An 18,305-nucleotide genomic window follows, 5' to 3' on the forward strand; every position below is an offset into this window, starting at 1 on the left:
AGTGAACTTCTCGCATCTCACGTACAGCGCACCCTCACCCTGGGTAACGTTGTGCCCCTTCCCTCACACCTTTCCCACATCTGCCGCTGTCCTTTTCGAGGAGCCCACGATGGCCGGCGACTCCACCGCAGGCGCCCCGAAGCGACCGCCCACCGCGGGGACCGCCCGCCCCCGGCACCCCCAGCCCCAGCCCGAGACCGCGCCGCCCGGAACCCCGCGCCCCGGAACCGACCGGCCCGTACCCGGCCACCGCCCGACCGGGCGGCGGGAAACCGCGACACCCCCCGCCACGCCCCTCGCCGCGCCACGCCCGGAAGTCGCCCGTACCCGCGCCATACCTGCCCAGGCCCGCGCCTCCCACGCCCCCGGAGGAGCCGAAGGGCTCGTCCGGTTCAACGCCGCGCCGGCCGGCGCCGCCGAGGCCTCGCTGCTCGCCTGCTGCGGCAGCCGCCGCTGGGCGCGGCGGATCGCCGCCCACCGCCCGTACCCCACGCTCGACGCCCTCCTCGCCGCCGCCGACGAGGCCGGCTACGACCTGTCCGGCGCCGACCTCGACGAGGCGCTGGCCGACGAGACCTCGTTCGCCCTGCCGCCGGGCACCCCCGCGGCCGCCCACCTGGCCTGGGACGCCGCGCACACGGCGTACGAGGACCGCTTCCGTCACGCGTTCGTGATCTGCCTCGACGGTCACCGGCCCGAGGAGTACCTGGACCAGGCGCTGGCCGGTATCCGCTCGCGCATGGGAAACCAGCGGGACGAGGAGCGGGCGATCGCCGCCGACGAGCTGCGGCGCCTGGCTCGCGCCCGTTTGTCCCGTCTGATCGGACGACCGGGCCCCTCGGGTAGCCCGTCCGTGCCTGTTTGATCACACCTGAGGACCCCGGGCGAGGGAACCGACAAGTCGTCGCTACGATGACCGGGGCCGGTGGACCGTACCCGGCCGGGTCAGACCGACATCGAAGCCGGCCGACCCTGATCCCCGCTCCCGGAGGGTTTTTCCGTGCCGGCTGGAACGCTGTACCGCGGCCGGGAAGGCATGTGGTCGTGGGTGGCTCATCGAGTCACCGGCGTCCTCATCTTCTTCTTCCTGTTCGTACACGTGCTGGACACCGCTCTCGTCCGCGTCTCCCCCGAGGCCTACGACGAGGTCGTCGCCACCTACAAGACTCCGCTCGTCGCGCTGCTGGAATACGGCCTTGTCGCGGCCATCCTCTTCCACGCGCTCAACGGCCTTCGCGTGATCGCCGTGGACTTCTGGTCCCAGGGCCCGCGCTACCAGAAGCAGATGTTCTGGGCCGTGATGGGCATCTGGTTCGTCCTGATGGTGGGCGCCCTCTACCCCGTCCTCGGCCACGCCGTACGCGAAGTGTTCGGGAGCTGACGCCAGACATGTCCACTGATCTGACCAAGTCCGCCGTCGGCCCCGTCGAGGACGAGAGCCTCTACGACGTCGACAACCCGGCTCCCCTCATCGAGCCGCCCCGCAAGCGGACGGGGAAGACCCCGAAGTCGACCCGTGGCAACTTCGAGATGGCCGCGTGGCTCTTCATGCGCCTGTCCGGCATCGTGCTGGTCGTCCTCGTCATCGGCCACCTGCTGATCCAGCTCGTGCTCGACGGCGGCGTCTCCAAGATCGGCTTCGCCTTCGTGGCCGGCCGCTGGGCGTCCCCGTTCTGGCAGGTCTGGGACCTGCTGATGCTGTGGCTGGCGATGCTGCACGGCGCCAACGGCCTGCGTACCGTCATCAACGACTACGCCGAGCGCCCGAACACGCGCCTGTGGCTCAAGGGCCTGCTGTACACCGCCACGGTGTTCACCATCCTTCTGGGCACGCTGGTGATCTTCACCTTCGACCCGAACATCCGCTAGGCACGGGGCTGAGGAAATCCGCATGAAGATCCACAAGTACGACACCGTCATCGTCGGCGCCGGTGGCGCGGGCATGCGCGCCGCCATCGAGGCGACGAAGCGCAGCCGTACCGCCGTGCTGACCAAGCTCTACCCCACCCGCTCCCACACGGGCGCCGCGCAGGGCGGCATGGCCGCCGCGCTCGCCAACGTGGAGGAGGACAACTGGGAGTGGCACACCTTCGACACGGTCAAGGGCGGTGACTACCTGGTCGACCAGGACGCCGCCGAGATCCTGGCGAAGGAGGCCATCGACGCCGTCCTCGACCTGGAGAAGATGGGCCTGCCGTTCAACCGGACCCCGGACGGCACCATCGACCAGCGCCGCTTCGGCGGCCACTCCCGCAACCACGGCGAGGCGCCGGTCCGCCGGTCCTGCTACGCCGCGGACCGCACCGGCCACATGATCCTCCAGACGCTGTACCAGAACTGCGTCAAGGAGGGCGTGGAGTTCTTCAACGAGTTCTACGTCCTGGACCAGCTGATCACCGAGGTCGACGGCGTCAGGAAGTCCTCCGGCGTGGTCGCCTACGAGCTGGCAACCGGTGAGATCCACGTCTTCCAGGCGAAGGCCGTGATCTACGCGTCCGGCGGCACCGGCAAGTTCTTCAAGGTGACGTCCAACGCGCACACCCTGACCGGTGACGGCCAGGCCGCCTGCTACCGGCGCGGCCTGCCGCTGGAGGACATGGAGTTCTTCCAGTTCCACCCGACGGGCATCTGGCGCATGGGCATCCTGCTGACGGAGGGCGCCCGCGGTGAGGGCGGCATCCTCCGCAACAAGGACGGCGAGCGCTTCATGGAGAAGTACGCGCCCGTCATGAAGGACCTCGCCTCGCGTGACGTCGTCTCGCGCTCCATCTACACGGAGATCCGCGAGGGCCGCGGCTGCGGCCCCGAGGGCGACCACGTCTACCTGGACCTGACGCACCTGCCGCCGGAGCAGCTGGACGCCAAGCTCCCGGACATCACCGAGTTCGCGCGTACGTACCTCGGGATCGAGCCCTACACGGACCCGATCCCGATCCAGCCCACCGCGCACTACGCGATGGGCGGCATCCCGACCAACGTCGAGGGTGAGGTCCTCAGCGACAACACCACCGTCGTGCCGGGTCTGTACGCCGCCGGTGAGGTCGCGTGCGTGTCGGTGCACGGCGCCAACCGCCTGGGCACCAACTCGCTCCTGGACATCAACGTCTTCGGCAAGCGCGCCGGCATCGCCGCCGCCGAGTACTCGGCCAAGGCCGACTACGTCGACCTGCCGGAGGAGCCCGCCTCCTTCGTACGCGAGCAGGTCGAACGGCTGCGCAACTCCACCGGCACCGAGCGGGTCTCCGTGCTGCGCAAGGAGCTGCAGGAGACGATGGACGCCAACGTGATGGTGTTCCGCACCGAGCAGACGATCAAGACGGCGGTCGAGAAGATCGCCGAGCTGCGCGAGCGGTACCTGAACGTGGCCATCCAGGACAAGGGCAAGCGGTTCAACACGGACCTGCTGGAGGCCATCGAGCTGGGCAACCTGCTCGACCTGGCCGAGGTCATGGCCGTCTCGGCGCTGGCCCGCAAGGAGTCCCGCGGCGGTCACTACCGCGAGGACTACCCGAACCGCGACGACGTCAACTTCATGCGCCACACCATGGCGTACCGCGAGGTCGGCGCCGACGGCACCGAGACCGTGCGTCTCGACTACAAGCCCGTCGTCCAGACCCGCTACCAGCCGATGGAGCGTAAGTACTGATGGCAACCCCCGTACTGGACAAGGTCGAGGCGGACTCCGCCGCCTCGCCGTACATCACGGTCACCTTCCGGATCCGCCGGTTCAACCCGGAGGTCTCGGACGAGGCGCAGTGGCAGGACTTCCAGATCGAGATCGACCCGAAGGAGCGCGTGCTCGACGGTCTCCACAAGATCAAGTGGGACGTCGACGGCTCGCTCACCTTCCGGCGCTCCTGCGCGCACGGCATCTGCGGCTCCGACGCGATGCGGATCAACGGCAAGAACAGGCTCGCCTGCAAGACGCTGATCAAGGACATCAACCCGGAGAAGCCCATCACGGTCGAGGCCATAAAGGGCCTGACGGTCCTCAAGGACCTGGTCGTGGACATGGAGCCGTTCTTCCAGGCGTACCGCGACGTCATGCCCTTCCTCGTCACCAAGGGCAACGAGCCGACGCGTGAGCGGCTGCAGTCCGCCGAGGACCGCGAGCGGTTCGACGACACCACCAAGTGCATCCTGTGCGCCGCGTGCACGTCGTCCTGCCCGGTGTTCTGGAACGACGGCCAGTACTTCGGTCCGGCCGCGATCGTCAACGCCCACCGCTTCATCTTCGACTCGCGTGACGAGGCCGGCGAGCAGCGGCTGGAGATCCTCAACGACAAGGACGGCGTGTGGCGCTGCCGCACCACGTTCAACTGCACGGACGCCTGCCCGCGCGGTATCGAGGTCACCAAGGCCATCCAGGAAGTGAAGCGCGCGCTGATCACGCGCCGCTACTGACGCTTCCCGACGTCCGCTTTCCGACGTCTCGCCGAAGGGCCCGTTTCCTCGTGGAAACGGGCCCTTCGCCGTGCACGTCGCCCATACCGGTGGTTTGGCCGAACTACGCGTAGACCAGATGGATGCCTCGGGCATGTAGTGGAGATCGGCAATCCGACTCACCCCCCGCGAGGTCCCCATGACGGAAGCCGTCGCGTTCCCCCAGGACCGCTCCTGCCCCTACCACCCGCCCACCGCCTACGCACCGCTGCGCGAGTCGCGCCCACTGTCCCGGGTCACGCTCTACGACGGCCGCTCGGTGTGGATGGTCACCGGGCACGCCACCGCCCGCCAACTCCTGTCCGACCAGCGGCTGTCCACCGACTCCACCCACGAGGCGTTCCCGGTCCCGACGGCGCGGTTCGCGGCCGTACGCAGCCGCCGCCGCGCCGCGCTGCTGGGCGTGGACGACCCCGAGCACAACGTACAGCGGCGGATGCTCATCCCGAGCTTCACGCTCAAGCGCACGGCCGACCTGCGGCCGCGCATCCAGCGGACGGTGGACGAGCTGATCGACGCCATGGTCGCGCAGGGGCCGCCGGCCGAGCTGGTGTCCGCCTTCGCCCTGCCGGTGCCGTCCATCGTCATCTGCGACCTGCTGGGCGTGCCGTACGCCGACCACGACTTCTTCGAGGAGCAGTCACGCCGGCTGCTGCGGGGCCCGGAGGCGACGGACACCGAGGACGCCCGCGAGCAGCTGGAGGGCTACCTCGGCGATCTGATCGAGCGTAAACGCGACAAACCCGGGGACGGTGTCCTCGACGACCTGGTCGCACAGCAGCTCGCGCAGGGCCGGCTCGACAAGCAGCTGCTCATCGAGCTGGCCACCATCCTGCTCGTGGCGGGTCACGAGACCACGGCGAACATGATCTCGCTGGGTACGTTCACGCTGCTCCAGCACCCGGAGCAGCTGGCCGAGCTGAAGGCCGATCCGGCGCTGATGCCCACCGCCGTGGAGGAGCTGCTGCGGTTCCTGTCCATCGCGGACGGGATGCTGCGGGTGGCGCGGGAGGACATCGACATCGCCGGGGTGACGATCCGGGCGGACGACGGCGTCGTCTTCTCGACGTCGGTCATCAACCGGGACACCTCCGCGTACGCCGCACCCGACACGCTGGACTGGCACCGGTCCGCCCGCCACCATGTCGCGTTCGGCTTCGGCATCCACCAGTGCCTGGGGCAGAACCTGGCGCGGGCCGAGATGGAGATCGCGCTGCGGACGCTCTTCGAGCGGCTGCCGGAGCTGCGCCTGGCGGCGCCGGCCGGGGAGATCCCGTTCAAACCGGGGGACACGATCCAGGGGATGCTGGAGCTCCCCGTCACATGGTGAAGGCGGTAGTGATGGACATTCTGATCGACAAGAGCGTCTGCATCGGTGCCGGGCAGTGCGCCCTGACCGCGCCGGCGGTCTTCACCCAGGACGACGACGGGTTCAGCGAGCTGGTGCCGGGCGGCGAGGACGGCGCCGGGAGTCCGTTGGTGAGGGAGGCGGCCCGGGCGTGCCCGGTGGGTGCCATCAAGGTGGCGACCTGACGATGACCACCCGGCGGGGCGCTGCCCCGCCGGGGCGGTCGGATTGTCAGTGCCGTGCCCTACCGTCGTGGTCATGGTGGGGACCGAGAAGAGCCTGGAAGTCAGGCTGTACGAGGCGGGGGTGCGGGAGCGCACCGGGGGCGGCGCCGCGGTGCAGGAGCTCCTGCAGTCGCTGACGGTGGCGGAGCAGCGGCGGGCGGCGCTGTGGTTCCACGAGAAGCTGTGCCGCAGTGGCGCCGGCCGGGGCGACGAGTGGGCGGTGTGGTGGCTGTCGACGCGGCGGCTGGGGTGGTCGGCCGCGGAGGCGGACGAGCTGCTGCGCCGGCTGGTGGGTGCGGACGCGCTGGTCGATCCGCAGCAACTGCTCCAGCAGTTCGCGCCCTTGACGCTGCTGCCCCTGTCCGCCGCGGTGGAGTCCGGCGGGTGCGACCGGATGCTTCTGCGTGCCGCGCGCACGGCGTCGCTGTCGGCCTGGGGCGACCAGGACGAGGACGCGGCGAACGCGGTGATACGGCGGCGGCTGGACGCCCTGATAGGGCCGGACGCGGAGGACGGCACGGGCCTGCCGGGCACCCTGCTGGACGACGAGGACGGCTACGGGCCCCGGATGCGGGCCGAGCACACCGGGATGCTGGGCGGGCCGGGGGTGGCCGCGTTCCTGGAGCACTGCGCCGGCCAGGACAAGACGCGCGCCACCAAGCGGTGGCGGAAGCGGGCCGCCGAGCTGCTGGCGGGGGCGGAGCGGGGCGAGGAGGTCGTACGGGCCCTGCTGGAGGGCATGGCGGAGCAGCCGGAGCATCTGGTGGTCGCGCCGCAGTCGTGGGGTGTCCGGCGGTGGGCGGGCATCGCGAGCGAGCGCAACGAGCGGCTGGTGCGGGGACTGCTGTGGACGGCGGCCGCGCTGCGGGGCGCCTGGGTGGTGCCGGCGATCGGTGAGGTGGCCCTCAACGCGGGTACGGGCACCGGCGGTTCGGGCGGCTGGTGCCGCAACGCGCGGATCGCGACGGGCGCGGTGGCGGTGCTCGGCGAGTTCGAGGGTGCCCAGGACGAGCAGGCGGTGCGGTGGCTGGGCCGGTTGAAGGGCAGGGTCCGCAACAGGACGGTGCTGAAGGGCATCGCCACGTCCCTCGACGCGGTTGCGGCCCGCAGCGGGCTCACGCCGTCGATGCTCGCCGAGCGCGGGGTGCCGTCCCTGGGGCTGGACGCGCGCGGGATGCGGGAGGAGGAGCTGGGGGCGTACACGGCCGTGCTGTCGGTGGAGCCGTCGGCCACCGCCTCGCTGAGCTTCCGGGGCCCGCAGGGGCAGGTGCTGAAGTCGGCGCCCAAGGCGGTGCGGGAGGAGTACGGCGAGCGGGTGGCGGCCGTCCGCGAGGCGTCGAAGCGGCTGCGGGCCCTGCTGTCGGCCGAGCGGGCGCGGCTGGAGGAGCACCTGGTGGCGGGCACGCGATGGCCGGGCGCCGACTGGGAGCGGTACTACGCCGACCATCCGGTGACGGGGCCGTTGGCGCGGGCGCTGGTGTGGGAGGTGTGCGCGGACGGGGCTGCGGCCGGGACGGGCTGGGTTTCCGGGGTGCCCGAGCGGGCGGCCGGTGGATGGGCGCTCGCGGGCGCGGAGGGGACCGCGGTGCCGCTCGGCGCGGGGGCGCGGCTGCGGCTGTGGCACCCGGTGCGGGCGGACGAGGACGAGATACGGGAGTGGCGGGCGGTGCTGGGTGAGCGTGCGGCGCGCCAGCCGTTCCGGCAGGTGCTGCGGGAGGTGTACCGGGGCGTGGGCGTTCCGGCCGGGGGGCGGGTGCTGGAGTACGGGCGGGTGCGGGCGCTGATGGGTGAGCGGGGCTGGGGAGGCGGGCAACTGGGGTACTTCGGCGCCGGGTACGCCACGGAGATGGTGCGGGAGCTGCCCCGGCGCGGTGACCTGGCGGCCGGGGCGGAGGCGGCGTGGCGGGCGGTGCTGCCGCTGGAGCTGGTGGACCGGCGGGACGTGGACGGTGGCATCGCGTCCCGGTGCGTCACGGGAGCGCTGCGCTTCGAGCGGTGCGAGGGCGGTCCGCGCGCGCCGTGGGAGGCGGCCGGGACGGGGGCGGTGCCACCGCTGGTCCTGTCGGAGGCGCTGCGGGACGTCGCTCTGTTCACGGAGGTGGCGGCGGCACCGGCCCAGTGAGGGTGGCCGCGTGAGTACGAGCCCGTGCGGAGATGAGCATCCGCGCCCATGCCGTGGCGGTGTCCCCGCGGCGAGCATGGTGCACACCCGCACGGACGGAAGGACCTGACGGTGAACCACGGCACATACGCGACCCCCCAAGGACCATGGCGGCCGGCGCACCAGCCTCGCCGGGGGCGGCCCGTCGTGGCCGTGCTGGCCGGGGTGCTGTGGGCGGTCACCGTCGCCTCGCTCGCCTGGCTGGCGTGCCTGGTGGCCATGGCGGCGGTCTGGGGCGCGGCGGCCGGGGCACCGATGGGGGGCTTCCTTCTGCGATGCGCCCTGATCGTCGCCGGTGCCGCCGCCGCCCTCATCGCCCTGGCATGCGCACCCGGCATCCGCCGGATGGCCCCGTCGGCCCGTCTGCTGCTCACCGGCGCCCTGGCCTGCCCGGCGCCCACGGCCCTCGCGATCTGGACCTGGATCCACGCCGGTTGACCGCCCACCCAGCAACTTGAACATGTTCAAAGAGAGGTCTACAGTCAGGGCCATCACCATTTGAACGCGTTCAAAGGAGGGTGGGGGATGGACCTCACTGTTGTCGCGTACGTCATCTACCTGCTGATCAGCGTGGCGCTCACCATCTGGGTGGCCCGCACGCTCAGCCGGAACGGGCGGATCTTCCTCGCCGATGTGCTCCAGGGCAACGAGAAGCTCGCCGAGGCCGTGAACCACCTGCTGGTGGTGGGCTTCTACCTGGTCAACTTCGGCTTCGTCGCCCTCTACCTGAGCCAGGACGAGACGGTCGCGGACGCCCGGCGGCTGTTCGAGGCGCTGTCGGTCAAGCTGGGCGTCGTCCTGCTCGTCCTCGGCGTGATGCACCTCGGCAACGTGTACGTACTCAACAAGATCCGCCGGCGCAGCACGCTGGACCGGGAGCAGACGCCGCCGGTGCCGCCGCAGGGCTGGACGGGTCCAGCCGCCGCGACCGGCATGTGACGATGCGGCGGCTGACCGTGCTGTACGACGCGCGGTGCCCGCTCTGCGTCCATCTGCGGCACTGGCTGGCGCGGCAGAGGCAGCTCGTCCCGCTGGACCTGGTGCCGGCCGCCTCCGAGGAGGCCCGGCGCCGGCTCCCGGACCTGGACCACCGGGCCACGCTCGACGAGATCACGGTCGTCGGGGACGCCGGGCAGGTCTACCGCTCGACCGCCGCGTTCATCGTGTGCCTGTGGGCCCTGGCCGAGTACCGGTCCAAGGCCCACTGGCTGGCCACCCCGGCCGGGATGCCCTTCGCCCGGGCCACCGTCCTCGCCGCCGCCACGTGGCGCGAGGCCCTCGCACCGGCGGGCGGGCGGGGGTGCGGGGACGGCCGGTGCGGCGTACCGGACACGCCCCACTAGGCTCGGGCAGCGTGAAGGACGTGAACGACGTGACGGACGCCCAGGCGCCGAAGCCCGCCCGGCCCGCCAAGGCCCCCAAGAGCGAGCAGACCCGCACCCTCATCCTCGAAACCGCGCTCCGGCTCTTCCAGGAGCGCGGGTACGACAAGACGACGATGCGGGCCATCGCCCAGGAGGCGGGCGTCTCCGTCGGCAACGCCTACTACTACTTCTCCTCCAAGGAGCACCTGGTCCAGGGCTTCTACGACCGGCTGGCCGCCGAGCACGAGGCGGCGGTCCAGCCGGTCCTCGCGGGCGACAGGGACCTCGCGGTACGGATCCGGGACTCGCTGCTGACGTGGCTGGACGTGGCCGAGCCGTACCACCCCTTCGCGACCCAGTTCTTCAAGAACGCCGCCGACCCCGAGAGCCCGCTCAGCCCCTTCTCCGCCGAGTCGGTCGCGGCCCGCGAGGCCGCCATCTCCATCCACGAGCGGCTGCTGTCCGGCTCCGACACCAAGACCGCCCCGGAACTGGCCGGGCTGCTCCCGCAGTTGATGTGGCTGATGCAGATGGGGCTGGTGCTGTTCTGGGTGTACGACCGGACGGAGGGCACCGAACGCAGCCGTCGCCTCGTCGAGCGCACCGCGCCCATCGCCGCGCGGGCGATCGCGCTGTCCCGGTTCCGGGTGCTGCGGCCGCTGGTGCGGCAGGTGCACGAGGTGCTGGAGGAGTTCATGCCGGGCGCGGTGGCCACCAAGAAGACCTCACCTAGATCCAGTTGAGCTGCCACAGGCGCCAGATGCCCGTGCCGTCCGACAGGTACTGCGACCCCGCGACGTCGGTCGTGCTCACCACGTAGTCCTTCTTCTGCCACAGCGGGACGAGCGGCACGTCCGCCGCCACCTGCCACTGGATCGACTCGAAGTCGCTCATGGCCCGGCCCCGGTCGCCGTACTGCTGGGTGGAGGCGATCAGCCGGTCCACGCCGGGGCTCGCGTACCCGTTGTGGAGGGTGTTCCCGCGCCCGACGAGGGGCTGGGTGAAGCTGTCGGGGTCGGGGAAGTCCGGCAGCCAGCCCAGCCCGTACGCGTCGTACGCGCCCTTCGCGTACCCCCTCTGGAAGGCCTTCCACTCCACCTCGACGACCTTCACCTCGAACAGCCCTCCTGCCTCCAGCTGCCTGCGCAGCTCGGCGGCTTCGGCGGCGTACGTGGGGCGGCGCGGTGGCCGTAGGTGAAGCGGACCGGCGTCTCGACGTCCGCGTCCCGCAGCAGCTTCCTCGCCCGTTCCGCACTGGGCTCCGGATTCTCGTCGTGGAAGGCGGTGTTGTGGCCGGGGAAGCCCTTGGGGATCAGGGAGTAGAGGGGCTCCACGGTGGAGTGGTACGCGCCGGTGACGATCCGCGACCGGTCGACGAGCGCGGCGATGGCCTTGCGTACCGCCTTGTCCGCCATCGGTGAGCCGTCACGCAGGTTGAGGACGAGGTTGCGGATCTCGGGGCTGTCGGCCTCCGTCATCTGGACGCCGTCCGCGCTCGGGTCCAGCCCGGACAGCATCTTCGGAGGCAACTGGCGGTGGGTGACGTCGACCTCGCGGGCCGTCCAGGCGGCGGCGAGCGCGTCGGAGTCCTTGAAGTACCGGATCTCCACCGGGCCACCGGGCTTGCGGATGGCGCCCTTGTAACGGGGGTTGGGTTCGAGGAAGGCGCGACTGCCCGGCGCGTACGCGGTGAGGACGTACGGACCCGAGCCGTCGACGCCATGGCCCTCGCGCAGCGCGCCCTTCGGGTACTGGGTGCGGTCGACGATCGCGCCGGCACCGGTGGCGAGCTTCTGCGGGAAGGTCGCGTCCCGGGCGCCGAGGTGGAAGGTGACCGTCAGGCCCTCGGCGTCGACGCGCCGGAGGTCGGGGAAGAGCGCCCGCGGACCGACGTCCGACCTTATGGCGAGCACCCGCTCGAAGGAGTGCTTGACGTCCTCGGCGGTGACCTTGCGGCCGCTTGCGAAGCGCAGGTCGTCGCGGAGCACGCACCGGTACGTCTGGAGGTTCATCCCGGTGAACTCACAGGCGACGGCGGCGTCCGGGACGGGGACGGTGGAGCCGGGCTCGAAGGTCAGCAGCGACTGGAAAACGTTGCTGTACAGGGCCCACGAGCCGGCGTCGTAGGCCCCGGCGGGATCCAGGGACGTCACCTCGTCCGTCGTGCCGACGGTGATCGGGTCGTCCCGGCCGCCGGCCGAGGGAAGTAACTGCCAGCCCCCGATTCCGGCCGCCAGCAACAGGACGCAGATGACGAGGACTCGTAAACGCACCGACCGCATGCCGTGATTCCCTTCACGCCACCCCTGCCGCGACGGAGTCACCCAATCACACGCTGTTGAATTGTGGAAGGCTGAACTTTCACACCGTCATCATGCTTGTGTGGACGCCAGTTGAACGACCGTGATGTCGGACGGCGCGCCCACCCGGACGGGCGGCCCCCAGGCGCCCGCGCCCCGGGACACGTACAGCTGGGTGTCGCCGTACCGTTCGAGCCCGGCGACGGTGGGGTTGGCGAGCTCGGCGAGGACGTTGCCGGGCCAGAGCTGACCGCCGTGGGTGTGGCCGGACAACTGGAGGTCCACCCCGTGCCGTACGGCGTCGTGGATGACGACCGGCTGGTGCGCGAGCAGCACCGCGGCGCGCGCCCGGTCGCGGTCGCCGAGGGCGGCGGCGAAGTCGGGGCCGTCGCCGTGGTTCTCGCCCGCGACGTCGTTGACCCCGGCGAGGTCGAACCCGGCCGTCTCGACGCGCTCGTTGCGCAGCGGGCGCAGGCCCAGTTCGCGTACGTGGTCGACCCACTCCTCGGCCCCGGAGAAGTACTCGTGGTTGCCGGTCACGAAGAACGACCCGTCCCGGGCCCGGAGCTGCGCGAGCGGCTCGGCGGCCGGGCCCAGGTTCTCGACGCTGCCGTCGACCAGGTCGCCCACGACCGCGACGAGGTCCGGCTGGGTGGCGTTGATCGCGTCCACGATGCGCTGGGTGTGGGCCCGCCCCAGGATGGGCCCCAGGTGGATGTCGCTCACCACCGCGATCCGGTACCCGTGCGCGGCACGCCCCAGCTTGGCGAGCGGCACGGTGACCCGCTTGACGCGCGGCCCCCGCAGGACCCCGTAGGCCCCGTACCCGACGGTGCCCACGGCCGCGGCCGCCGCGGCCCCGCCGACGACCCGCGACACGAACAGCCGCCGGGAGACGGCGGCGGGTGCCTCCGGCGCGGTGGCGGTCGGGGCGGTGAGGGTCGAGGCGCCGGCGGCAGCAGGGCCGCCGGGCGCGGAGGCGGGTGCGCCGGGTGCGGCGGCGCCGGGCGCTTCCGGCGCGGGCGCGGCGGCGCCGGGCGAGGTGGCGAGGGCCACGGGGCAGCCGGCTCCGGCGGGCACGGGGCTCTCGGGCGCGGAGGCGGCCGGCGGGGAGGCGGCCGGCGGGGACTGCGCGGCGCCCGTCGGGGCGCCGGGGCCGTCCGGTACCGGAAGCGTGCCGGGTGCTGCGGTGACCGGCGTGGGCGTCCCGGACCCTGCCGCCCCGGGCATGGGCGCCCCGGGCGTTCCGGACGCCCGGCGGTCCAGGGCACGGCGCAGGAGGGGACGTATCGCCTCACCCACCACCAGGGCGAGGACCACGTACAGCAGCAGCGCCAGCCACAGGAAGCCCGGCCAGGCCACCACCTGCTGGAGCCAGAACGGCGCCCCGGCCCGCCCGGCCGTCAGCGCGCCCACCGACAGCAGCGGCAGCACGATCAGGGCGACCGTGCCCGCCCGCCGCGCCACACCGCCCGGCACCGTCACATCGCGCACCAGGCGGCGCCATACGTACCAGTGCACGGCGCCCAGCAGGCCGAGGACAGCGACGAGCACCAGCAGGACCAGCAGCACAGCCCAACCCCCTATTCGTGGCGTGAGCCGCGGCGCAACGCGCGCACGCCACGCAACCCGATGACACCCACCACCGTCCCCAGAACAAAGGACGTCACGGCGAGCAGCAGATGAACCCAGAAGTAGGCAGTCGGGTCGCCCGCGTCGTCGAAGGCGAGACCGCTCGCGTCGTTCCAGAGATTCTTGACGAAAGTGATCCAGATGAACCAGCTCCACACCCCGAAAGCGAGCAGGAACCAGGAGGCGGAGCGGCTGAGCTTCATGGGTTCAGTATCGTCGCCGCCGCTCGGGGGCCTCCTGCGGGGTGTGGTGTCGGCTTCCGCGAAGCCTCCCTGTACGTTCTCGACCGTGTCCGCTCTGAGAAAGACCGCGCTGACGGTCGCCACCGCCGCGCTGCTGCCCGTCCTCACCGCCGCTCCGGCCCTGGCGGCTCCGGGCCCGGACAAGGAGGACAAGCAGCCGAAGCCGCCCGCCGCCATGTCCACGGTCGGCGGGGTGAAGCTGGGCAAGCCCGGCACGCAGGTGAACCTGGCCCCCGGCGTGCCCGTGCTGCCCAAGGAGGTGACGGGCCGCTCCTGGATCGTGGCGGACGCGGAGAGCGGCGATGTGCTGGCCGCGCACAACGCCCACTGGCGGCTGCCGCCCGCCTCCACCCTGAAGATGCTGTTCGCGGACACGGTGCTGCCCAAGCTCCCGAGGACACAGGCGCATGTGGTCACCGCCGAGGAGCTCGCGAAGGTCGGCGAGGGCTCCAGCCTCGTCGGGGTGAAGGAGAAGCAGAGCTACACCGTCCACGACCTGTGGCTGGGCGTCTTCCTCCGCTCCGGCAACGACGCCGTGCACGTCCTGTCGTCGATGAACGGCGGCATCGCCAGGACCGTCAAGGACATGAACGACCGCGCCGACGAGCTCCAGGCGCTCGACACGCACGTCGTCTCACCGGACGGGTACGACGCCGTCGGCCAGGTCTCGTCCGCGTACGACCTCACGCTCATCGCGCGCAGCGGCATGCAGAACAAGGACTTCCGGGAGTACTGCTCGACGCCGCGCGCGAAGTTCCCCGGGGAGGTCAAGCCCGGCAACAAGAAGCGGTCGACGTTCGAGATCCAGAACACCAACCGGCTGCTGACGGGCGACTACGGCATCCCGGCCTACCAGGGCATCGCCGGCGTCAAGAACGGCAGCACGACGCACGCGGGCGCCACCTTCACCGGTGTCGCCGAGCGGAACGGCAGGGTGCTGCTGGTCACCGTCATGAACCCGTCGGCGAAGGAGGGCCACGCCGTCTACAAGGAGGCGGCGCGCCTGCTGGACTGGGGTTTCTCGGCGGCCGGGAAGGTGAAGCCGGTCGGCGAGCTGGTGCCGCCGAAGTCGGCGCGGACCGGGACCGGGACGGGCGAGAGCGGCGGGAGCGGGCAGACCGGCCCGGGCGGCGGTGACCAGGCCGCCGGTGAGGGCAACGGCAAGGCGACGGTCGCCGCGGCCGGCGGCTCGGGCGGGGCCGGGACGGCGCTGGCGGTGGCCGGCGGGGTGCTGGCGCTGCTGGCGGGCGGGGTGTTCCTGGTCAACCGCCGCTGGCCGCTTCCCGATCTCGTACGCCGTCGTCGTCACACTGAGCGGTAGCAGCCGCCGCCCTGGAACCGGTCGCCGTCCACGCGGCGCAGAACAGCAGTAGCTTGGCGGTGAAGTTGATCCACAGCAGGAGCGCGACGGGCACCCCGAACGCCCCGTACATCGACTTCGCCGCCACGCCCTTCATATAGCCGCCGAGCAGCAGCTTCAGCGCCTCGAAGCCGACCGCGCCGATCAGCCCCGCCACGACGAGGCGGCGGCGCGGCGGCTGGACGCCGGGCAGCAGGGTCAGCACGTACAGCAGGATCAGGAAGTCGGCGAGGACGGCGACCGCGACGGCGCCGGTCTGGAGGAGTACGCCACCGGCGCCGCTGCCGGAGATCCCGAGCCGTTCGGCGGTCCAGCCGACGGCGGTGGAGCCGAGGCCGGAGGCGGCGAGCGAGGCCAGGCCGGTCACGCCGAGGCCGAGGAGGATCACGGCGTCCTTGCCCTTGCGTACGAAGAGGTTGTCGTCGTCGCAGTCGTCGATCCCCCACACCGCGCGCAGGCAGTCCCGCATGGAGCCCACCCAGCCGATGCCGGTGAACAGCAGCAGGGCGCCCGCGACGAGCCCGACCGTGCCGGCGTTGGCGACGAGCGCGTCGAGGTCGAGCTGCTCGGAGATGCCGGGGACCTGCTCGGCGAGCTTGTCCTCGATGCTGCGCAGCTGCGCGTCGCTGAGCAGCGCGGCGCCGACGGCGGCGGCCACGGTGATCAGCGGGAAGAGCGCCAGGAAGCTGATGAAGGTGATGGCGGCGGCCAGGCGGGTCCAGTGGGCCTCGTCGAGGGTCTCGTACGAGCGCCAGGCGTGCGTACGCATGAGGCGGGCGGCCCAGGGGCCGATGACGGGGAGCTTGGTCAGCCAGTCCATGTGGTGCGCCTACCCTCTCGTCCCGAAGACGAGTGCGCGTGTCCCCCAGAAGCGCAGGCAGGTGGCGAGGACCATGCCCACGCCGAGGCCGGAGACCGTGTCGGCGAGCGGGGACGTGAGCCCGAGCCCGTGGTGCGACACGCCGAGGCACGCCAACTGCACGGCCGCGCCCGCGAGATTGACGCCGAAGAACGCCCCGTACTGGCGGAGGTGGATGCTCCGGCGGCGGTACGTACCGAGGGCGTTGCCGAGGTACGCGACGGTGCAGCCGGCGAGAAAGGCGAGGGCCTTGGCGGGGAGGGGGTCGAGGTGGGGGCGGAGGAGGAGGAAGAGGGTGAGGTCGGCGGCGTACGCGAGGGCGCCCACGCCCAGGAATCCCACGAGTTCGCGTCCCATCACAGGCCCCCTCCTCACCGGCCCCCTCCTCACAGGTCCGCCACCGCCATCCCGTACATCGACAGCCACGCGAGCCCGATCACGGCGAGGGGACGGTCGCGCAGGACGACGTCCTCGGGGGCGCCGGCGGTGCCGCGGTCGGCGAAGACGGCGTAGCGGAGGACGGCGAGGATGAAGGCGATGGTGGAGAGCTGGCGCCAGGTGCCGCTGTGTTCCAGGGCCCAGAGGCAGTAGCCGAGCACGGCGACGCCGGCGGCGAGCTGCCAGACGAAGCGGAGGTAGCCGGTCGTGTACTCGTTGAGCAGGACGCGGGTTTCGCCGCCCCGGCCCGCCATCTGCACGGCCTCCGAATAGCGCTTGGCGGCGACCATGAAGAGGGCGCCGAAGCCGGTGGTGATGAGGAACCAGCGCGAGAGCGGAATGCCGAGCGCCACCCCGCCGATCATGGCACGCATCACGAAGCCGGTCGTGACGACGGCGAGGTCGACGACGAGGACGTGCTTGAGGCGGAGGCAGTAGGCGAGCTGTATGACGAGGTACGCGGCCAGCAGTGCGGCCGTCAGGTCGTTGCACAGCGCGGCGCCGCCGACGAGCGCCCCCAGCGCGAGGACGCCGCCGGTCCCGTACGCCACGGACACGGGGACGTCCCCGGCGGCGACGGGGCGGCGGCACTTGACGGGGTGGGCGCGGTCGGCGTCGGCGTCGCGCGCGTCGTTGATCAGGTAGACGGCGGCGGCCGCGGCGGTGAACAGCACGAAGACGATGCCGAGTTGGAGGGCGGTGTGCCGGGACGCGAGCTGCCCCGCGGCGGCGGGCGCGGCGACCACGAGGACGTTCTTGACCCACTGGCGGGGCCGCGCGGCCCGTACGAGCCCGAGCGGCAGCACGACCGCCTGGAACACCGGGCGGGTGACGGCCGCCGCGACGGTCGGCTCACCCACGGCGGCGCCCCAGGTGCCGTGCGGCGCCCATGCAGAAACGATCCGCCCCATCCCGCAGCACCCAGCGCCGCCCCACCCGCGCCGTCACGGCACCCAGCAGGGCACCGGCGGCCACGTCGGTCGGGTAATGCACGCCCACGACGAGCCGGGACAGCCCCATCGCCACCGCCACGGACAGCCCGAGCCGCCGAACCCCCGGCCGCACCGCCCCGAACACCAGCGCCGCCGCGACCGCAGCGGCGGCATGCGAACTCGGAAACGAATACCGCCCCACAACCGGCCTGAACGGCCCCCGCACGTGGACACCTCCGCCCGCCCCCTCACCGCACCCGCAACGCCCCACCGACGCGGCCGGGACCGCTGGGACTGCTGGGACCGCTGGGTGTGCCGGGTGTGCCGGGTGTGCCCGCCGACCGTGGTTGGCGGGGCCGCCCGGGACCCCGGCGCGGGAGCGGGAGCCAGGGGCGCGAGCGGGGCCGCCCGAGGCCCCCGCACGGGGGGCGGAGCCGGGGGCGGGCATGGCCTCCAGGGCGCGGGCACCCGCCGCGGGCACGGCATTCGGGGCGCCGACGCCCAGGCCGTGACCGGCACCGGGGGCCGGGGCGCCCGCCGCCGGTGCGGCAGCCGGGGCGGGGGCGCCCACCGTCAGCGCAGCCCCCGAGGCGGGGGCGCCGGTCGCCGGTGCGGCAGCCGGGGCGCCGGGGCCGTGGCGGCCGGTGAGGTCGGCGGGCGCGGTGGGCGCGGCGGGGGCGGACGTGGCCGGAGCGCACGCGCAGGGGCCGGTCAGGGTGGCGGGGCGGGGGCGGCGTACCAGGCGTTTCAGGGACATGCCGGCCAGGTGGGCCGTGGCCGTGAGGGCGGTGGCGCGGAGCCAGGCGCCGCGGCGCGGACGGTCGGTGGCGGCGCCGACGAGGCCGGCCGCGAGCCAGAGCGCGCCGTGTTCGCCGGCGTACGACAACGTCCGGGCGGTCGCCGCCACCGCCGGCCGGCGGTGGCCGTAGGCGTGCAGCGCGCTCAGCAGCGACCGGTCGGCCCCCGCGTATCGCATCCTCCGCCACCCCTTTCCTCGTCCGT

Annotated in this window: 19 protein-coding genes and 1 pseudogene; 13 read left to right on the forward strand and 7 right to left on the reverse strand. The window is 72.4% G+C overall.

Annotated features, from left to right (window positions below):
* The first annotated feature begins 334 nt into the window (after positions 1-334).
* The 12 genes from BKD26_RS11375 to BKD26_RS11430 all read left to right on the forward strand — a co-directional run bounded on the left by BKD26_RS11375 (position 335) and on the right by BKD26_RS11430 (position 10,283).
* Positions 335-865 (forward strand): 2-oxo-4-hydroxy-4-carboxy-5-ureidoimidazoline decarboxylase, encoded by a 531-nt coding sequence (locus BKD26_RS11375; RefSeq protein ID WP_241518621.1) that lies wholly within the window; start codon positions 335-337, stop codon positions 863-865.
* A 135-nt stretch (positions 866-1,000) separates the two neighbouring features.
* Positions 1,001-1,381, forward strand: coding sequence for a succinate dehydrogenase, cytochrome b556 subunit (gene sdhC / locus BKD26_RS11380; protein ID WP_073753758.1), 381 nt, complete (start codon positions 1,001-1,003; stop codon positions 1,379-1,381).
* Between the two features lie 8 nt (positions 1,382-1,389).
* Positions 1,390-1,869 (forward strand): succinate dehydrogenase hydrophobic membrane anchor subunit, encoded by a 480-nt coding sequence (locus BKD26_RS11385; protein ID WP_073753756.1) that lies wholly within the window; start codon positions 1,390-1,392, stop codon positions 1,867-1,869.
* Positions 1,870-1,891: 22 nt separating this feature from the next.
* On the forward strand, positions 1,892-3,646 hold the full coding sequence (sdhA, locus tag BKD26_RS11390; protein ID WP_084897744.1) for a succinate dehydrogenase flavoprotein subunit: 1,755 nt from the start codon (positions 1,892-1,894) through the stop codon (positions 3,644-3,646).
* Positions 3,646-4,404 carry a succinate dehydrogenase iron-sulfur subunit gene (locus tag BKD26_RS11395; RefSeq protein ID WP_084897745.1) on the forward strand — a complete coding sequence of 253 codons (759 nt, stop codon included), beginning with the start codon at positions 3,646-3,648 and terminating at the stop codon, positions 4,402-4,404. Before sdhA ends, BKD26_RS11395 begins: the two co-directional genes overlap by 1 nt.
* Before the next feature lie 178 nt (positions 4,405-4,582).
* Positions 4,583-5,773, forward strand: coding sequence for a cytochrome P450 (locus tag BKD26_RS11400; protein ID WP_084897746.1), 1,191 nt, complete (start codon positions 4,583-4,585; stop codon positions 5,771-5,773).
* A gap of 11 nt (positions 5,774-5,784) precedes the next feature.
* Positions 5,785-5,976, forward strand: coding sequence for a ferredoxin (locus BKD26_RS11405; protein ID WP_084897995.1), 192 nt, complete (start codon positions 5,785-5,787; stop codon positions 5,974-5,976).
* Between the two features lie 73 nt (positions 5,977-6,049).
* Entirely contained in the window at positions 6,050-8,137 is a 2,088-nt protein-coding gene (locus BKD26_RS11410) for a DUF4132 domain-containing protein (RefSeq protein ID WP_143662639.1), read from the forward strand.
* Positions 8,138-8,248: 111 nt separating this feature from the next.
* Entirely contained in the window at positions 8,249-8,614 is a 366-nt protein-coding gene (locus BKD26_RS11415) for a hypothetical protein (RefSeq protein WP_206603682.1), read from the forward strand.
* Positions 8,615-8,701: 87 nt separating this feature from the next.
* A complete protein-coding gene (locus tag BKD26_RS11420; RefSeq protein WP_084897748.1) occupies positions 8,702-9,115 on the forward strand; it encodes a hypothetical protein in 414 nt (137 codons plus the stop codon).
* A gap of 2 nt (positions 9,116-9,117) precedes the next feature.
* On the forward strand, positions 9,118-9,519 hold the full coding sequence (locus tag BKD26_RS11425; protein WP_084897749.1) for a DCC1-like thiol-disulfide oxidoreductase family protein: 402 nt from the start codon (positions 9,118-9,120) through the stop codon (positions 9,517-9,519).
* 20 nt (positions 9,520-9,539) lie between these two features.
* The gene (locus tag BKD26_RS11430) at positions 9,540-10,283 is read left to right on the forward strand and encodes a TetR family transcriptional regulator (protein ID WP_241518623.1); all 744 of its coding nucleotides are present in this window, start codon (positions 9,540-9,542) and stop codon (positions 10,281-10,283) included.
* Here the strand turns inward: BKD26_RS11430 and BKD26_RS11435 are convergent.
* From BKD26_RS11435 to BKD26_RS11445, 3 genes and pseudogenes are all read right to left on the reverse strand, one after another.
* Positions 10,270-11,822, reverse strand: a pseudogene (locus BKD26_RS11435) (ABC transporter substrate-binding protein). The gene BKD26_RS11430 and the pseudogene BKD26_RS11435 sit on opposite strands and share 14 nt — an antisense overlap.
* A 90-nt stretch (positions 11,823-11,912) precedes the next feature.
* Complete coding sequence (locus BKD26_RS11440; protein WP_084897750.1) at positions 11,913-13,412, reverse strand: metallophosphoesterase; 1,500 nt, start codon at positions 13,410-13,412, stop codon at positions 11,913-11,915.
* An 11-nt stretch (positions 13,413-13,423) separates the two neighbouring features.
* Positions 13,424-13,675, reverse strand: coding sequence for a hypothetical protein (locus BKD26_RS11445; protein ID WP_084897751.1), 252 nt, complete (start codon positions 13,673-13,675; stop codon positions 13,424-13,426).
* Positions 13,676-13,760: 85 nt separating this feature from the next.
* Here BKD26_RS11445 and BKD26_RS11450 point away from each other — a divergent pair, with 85 nt between their 5' ends.
* Positions 13,761-15,035 carry a D-alanyl-D-alanine carboxypeptidase gene (locus tag BKD26_RS11450; protein ID WP_347104703.1) on the forward strand — a complete coding sequence of 425 codons (1,275 nt, stop codon included), beginning with the start codon at positions 13,761-13,763 and terminating at the stop codon, positions 15,033-15,035.
* On the opposite strand, the gene BKD26_RS11455 is transcribed toward BKD26_RS11450, so the two are convergent.
* From BKD26_RS11455 to BKD26_RS42240, 4 genes are read right to left on the reverse strand one after another with little or no spacing between them, the layout of a single operon-like run.
* Complete coding sequence (locus tag BKD26_RS11455) at positions 14,977-15,894, reverse strand: YihY/virulence factor BrkB family protein (RefSeq protein ID WP_084897752.1); 918 nt, start codon at positions 15,892-15,894, stop codon at positions 14,977-14,979. The two genes, BKD26_RS11450 and BKD26_RS11455, sit on opposite strands and share 59 nt — an antisense overlap.
* Before the next feature lie 9 nt (positions 15,895-15,903).
* Positions 15,904-16,290, reverse strand: a complete 387-nt coding sequence (locus BKD26_RS11460; RefSeq protein WP_084897753.1) for a GtrA family protein — start codon at positions 16,288-16,290, stop codon at positions 15,904-15,906.
* Between the two features lie 29 nt (positions 16,291-16,319).
* The gene (locus BKD26_RS11465; RefSeq protein ID WP_241518624.1) at positions 16,320-17,192 is read right to left on the reverse strand and encodes a decaprenyl-phosphate phosphoribosyltransferase; all 873 of its coding nucleotides are present in this window, start codon (positions 17,190-17,192) and stop codon (positions 16,320-16,322) included.
* Between the two features lie 31 nt (positions 17,193-17,223).
* A complete protein-coding gene (locus BKD26_RS42240) occupies positions 17,224-18,279 on the reverse strand; it encodes a phosphatase PAP2 family protein (RefSeq protein ID WP_347104706.1) in 1,056 nt (351 codons plus the stop codon).
* Positions 18,280-18,305 lie beyond the last annotated feature (26 nt).

The organism is Streptomyces sp. CB03238, assembly GCF_002099185.1.
Taxonomy (GTDB): domain Bacteria; phylum Actinomycetota; class Actinomycetes; order Streptomycetales; family Streptomycetaceae; genus Streptomyces.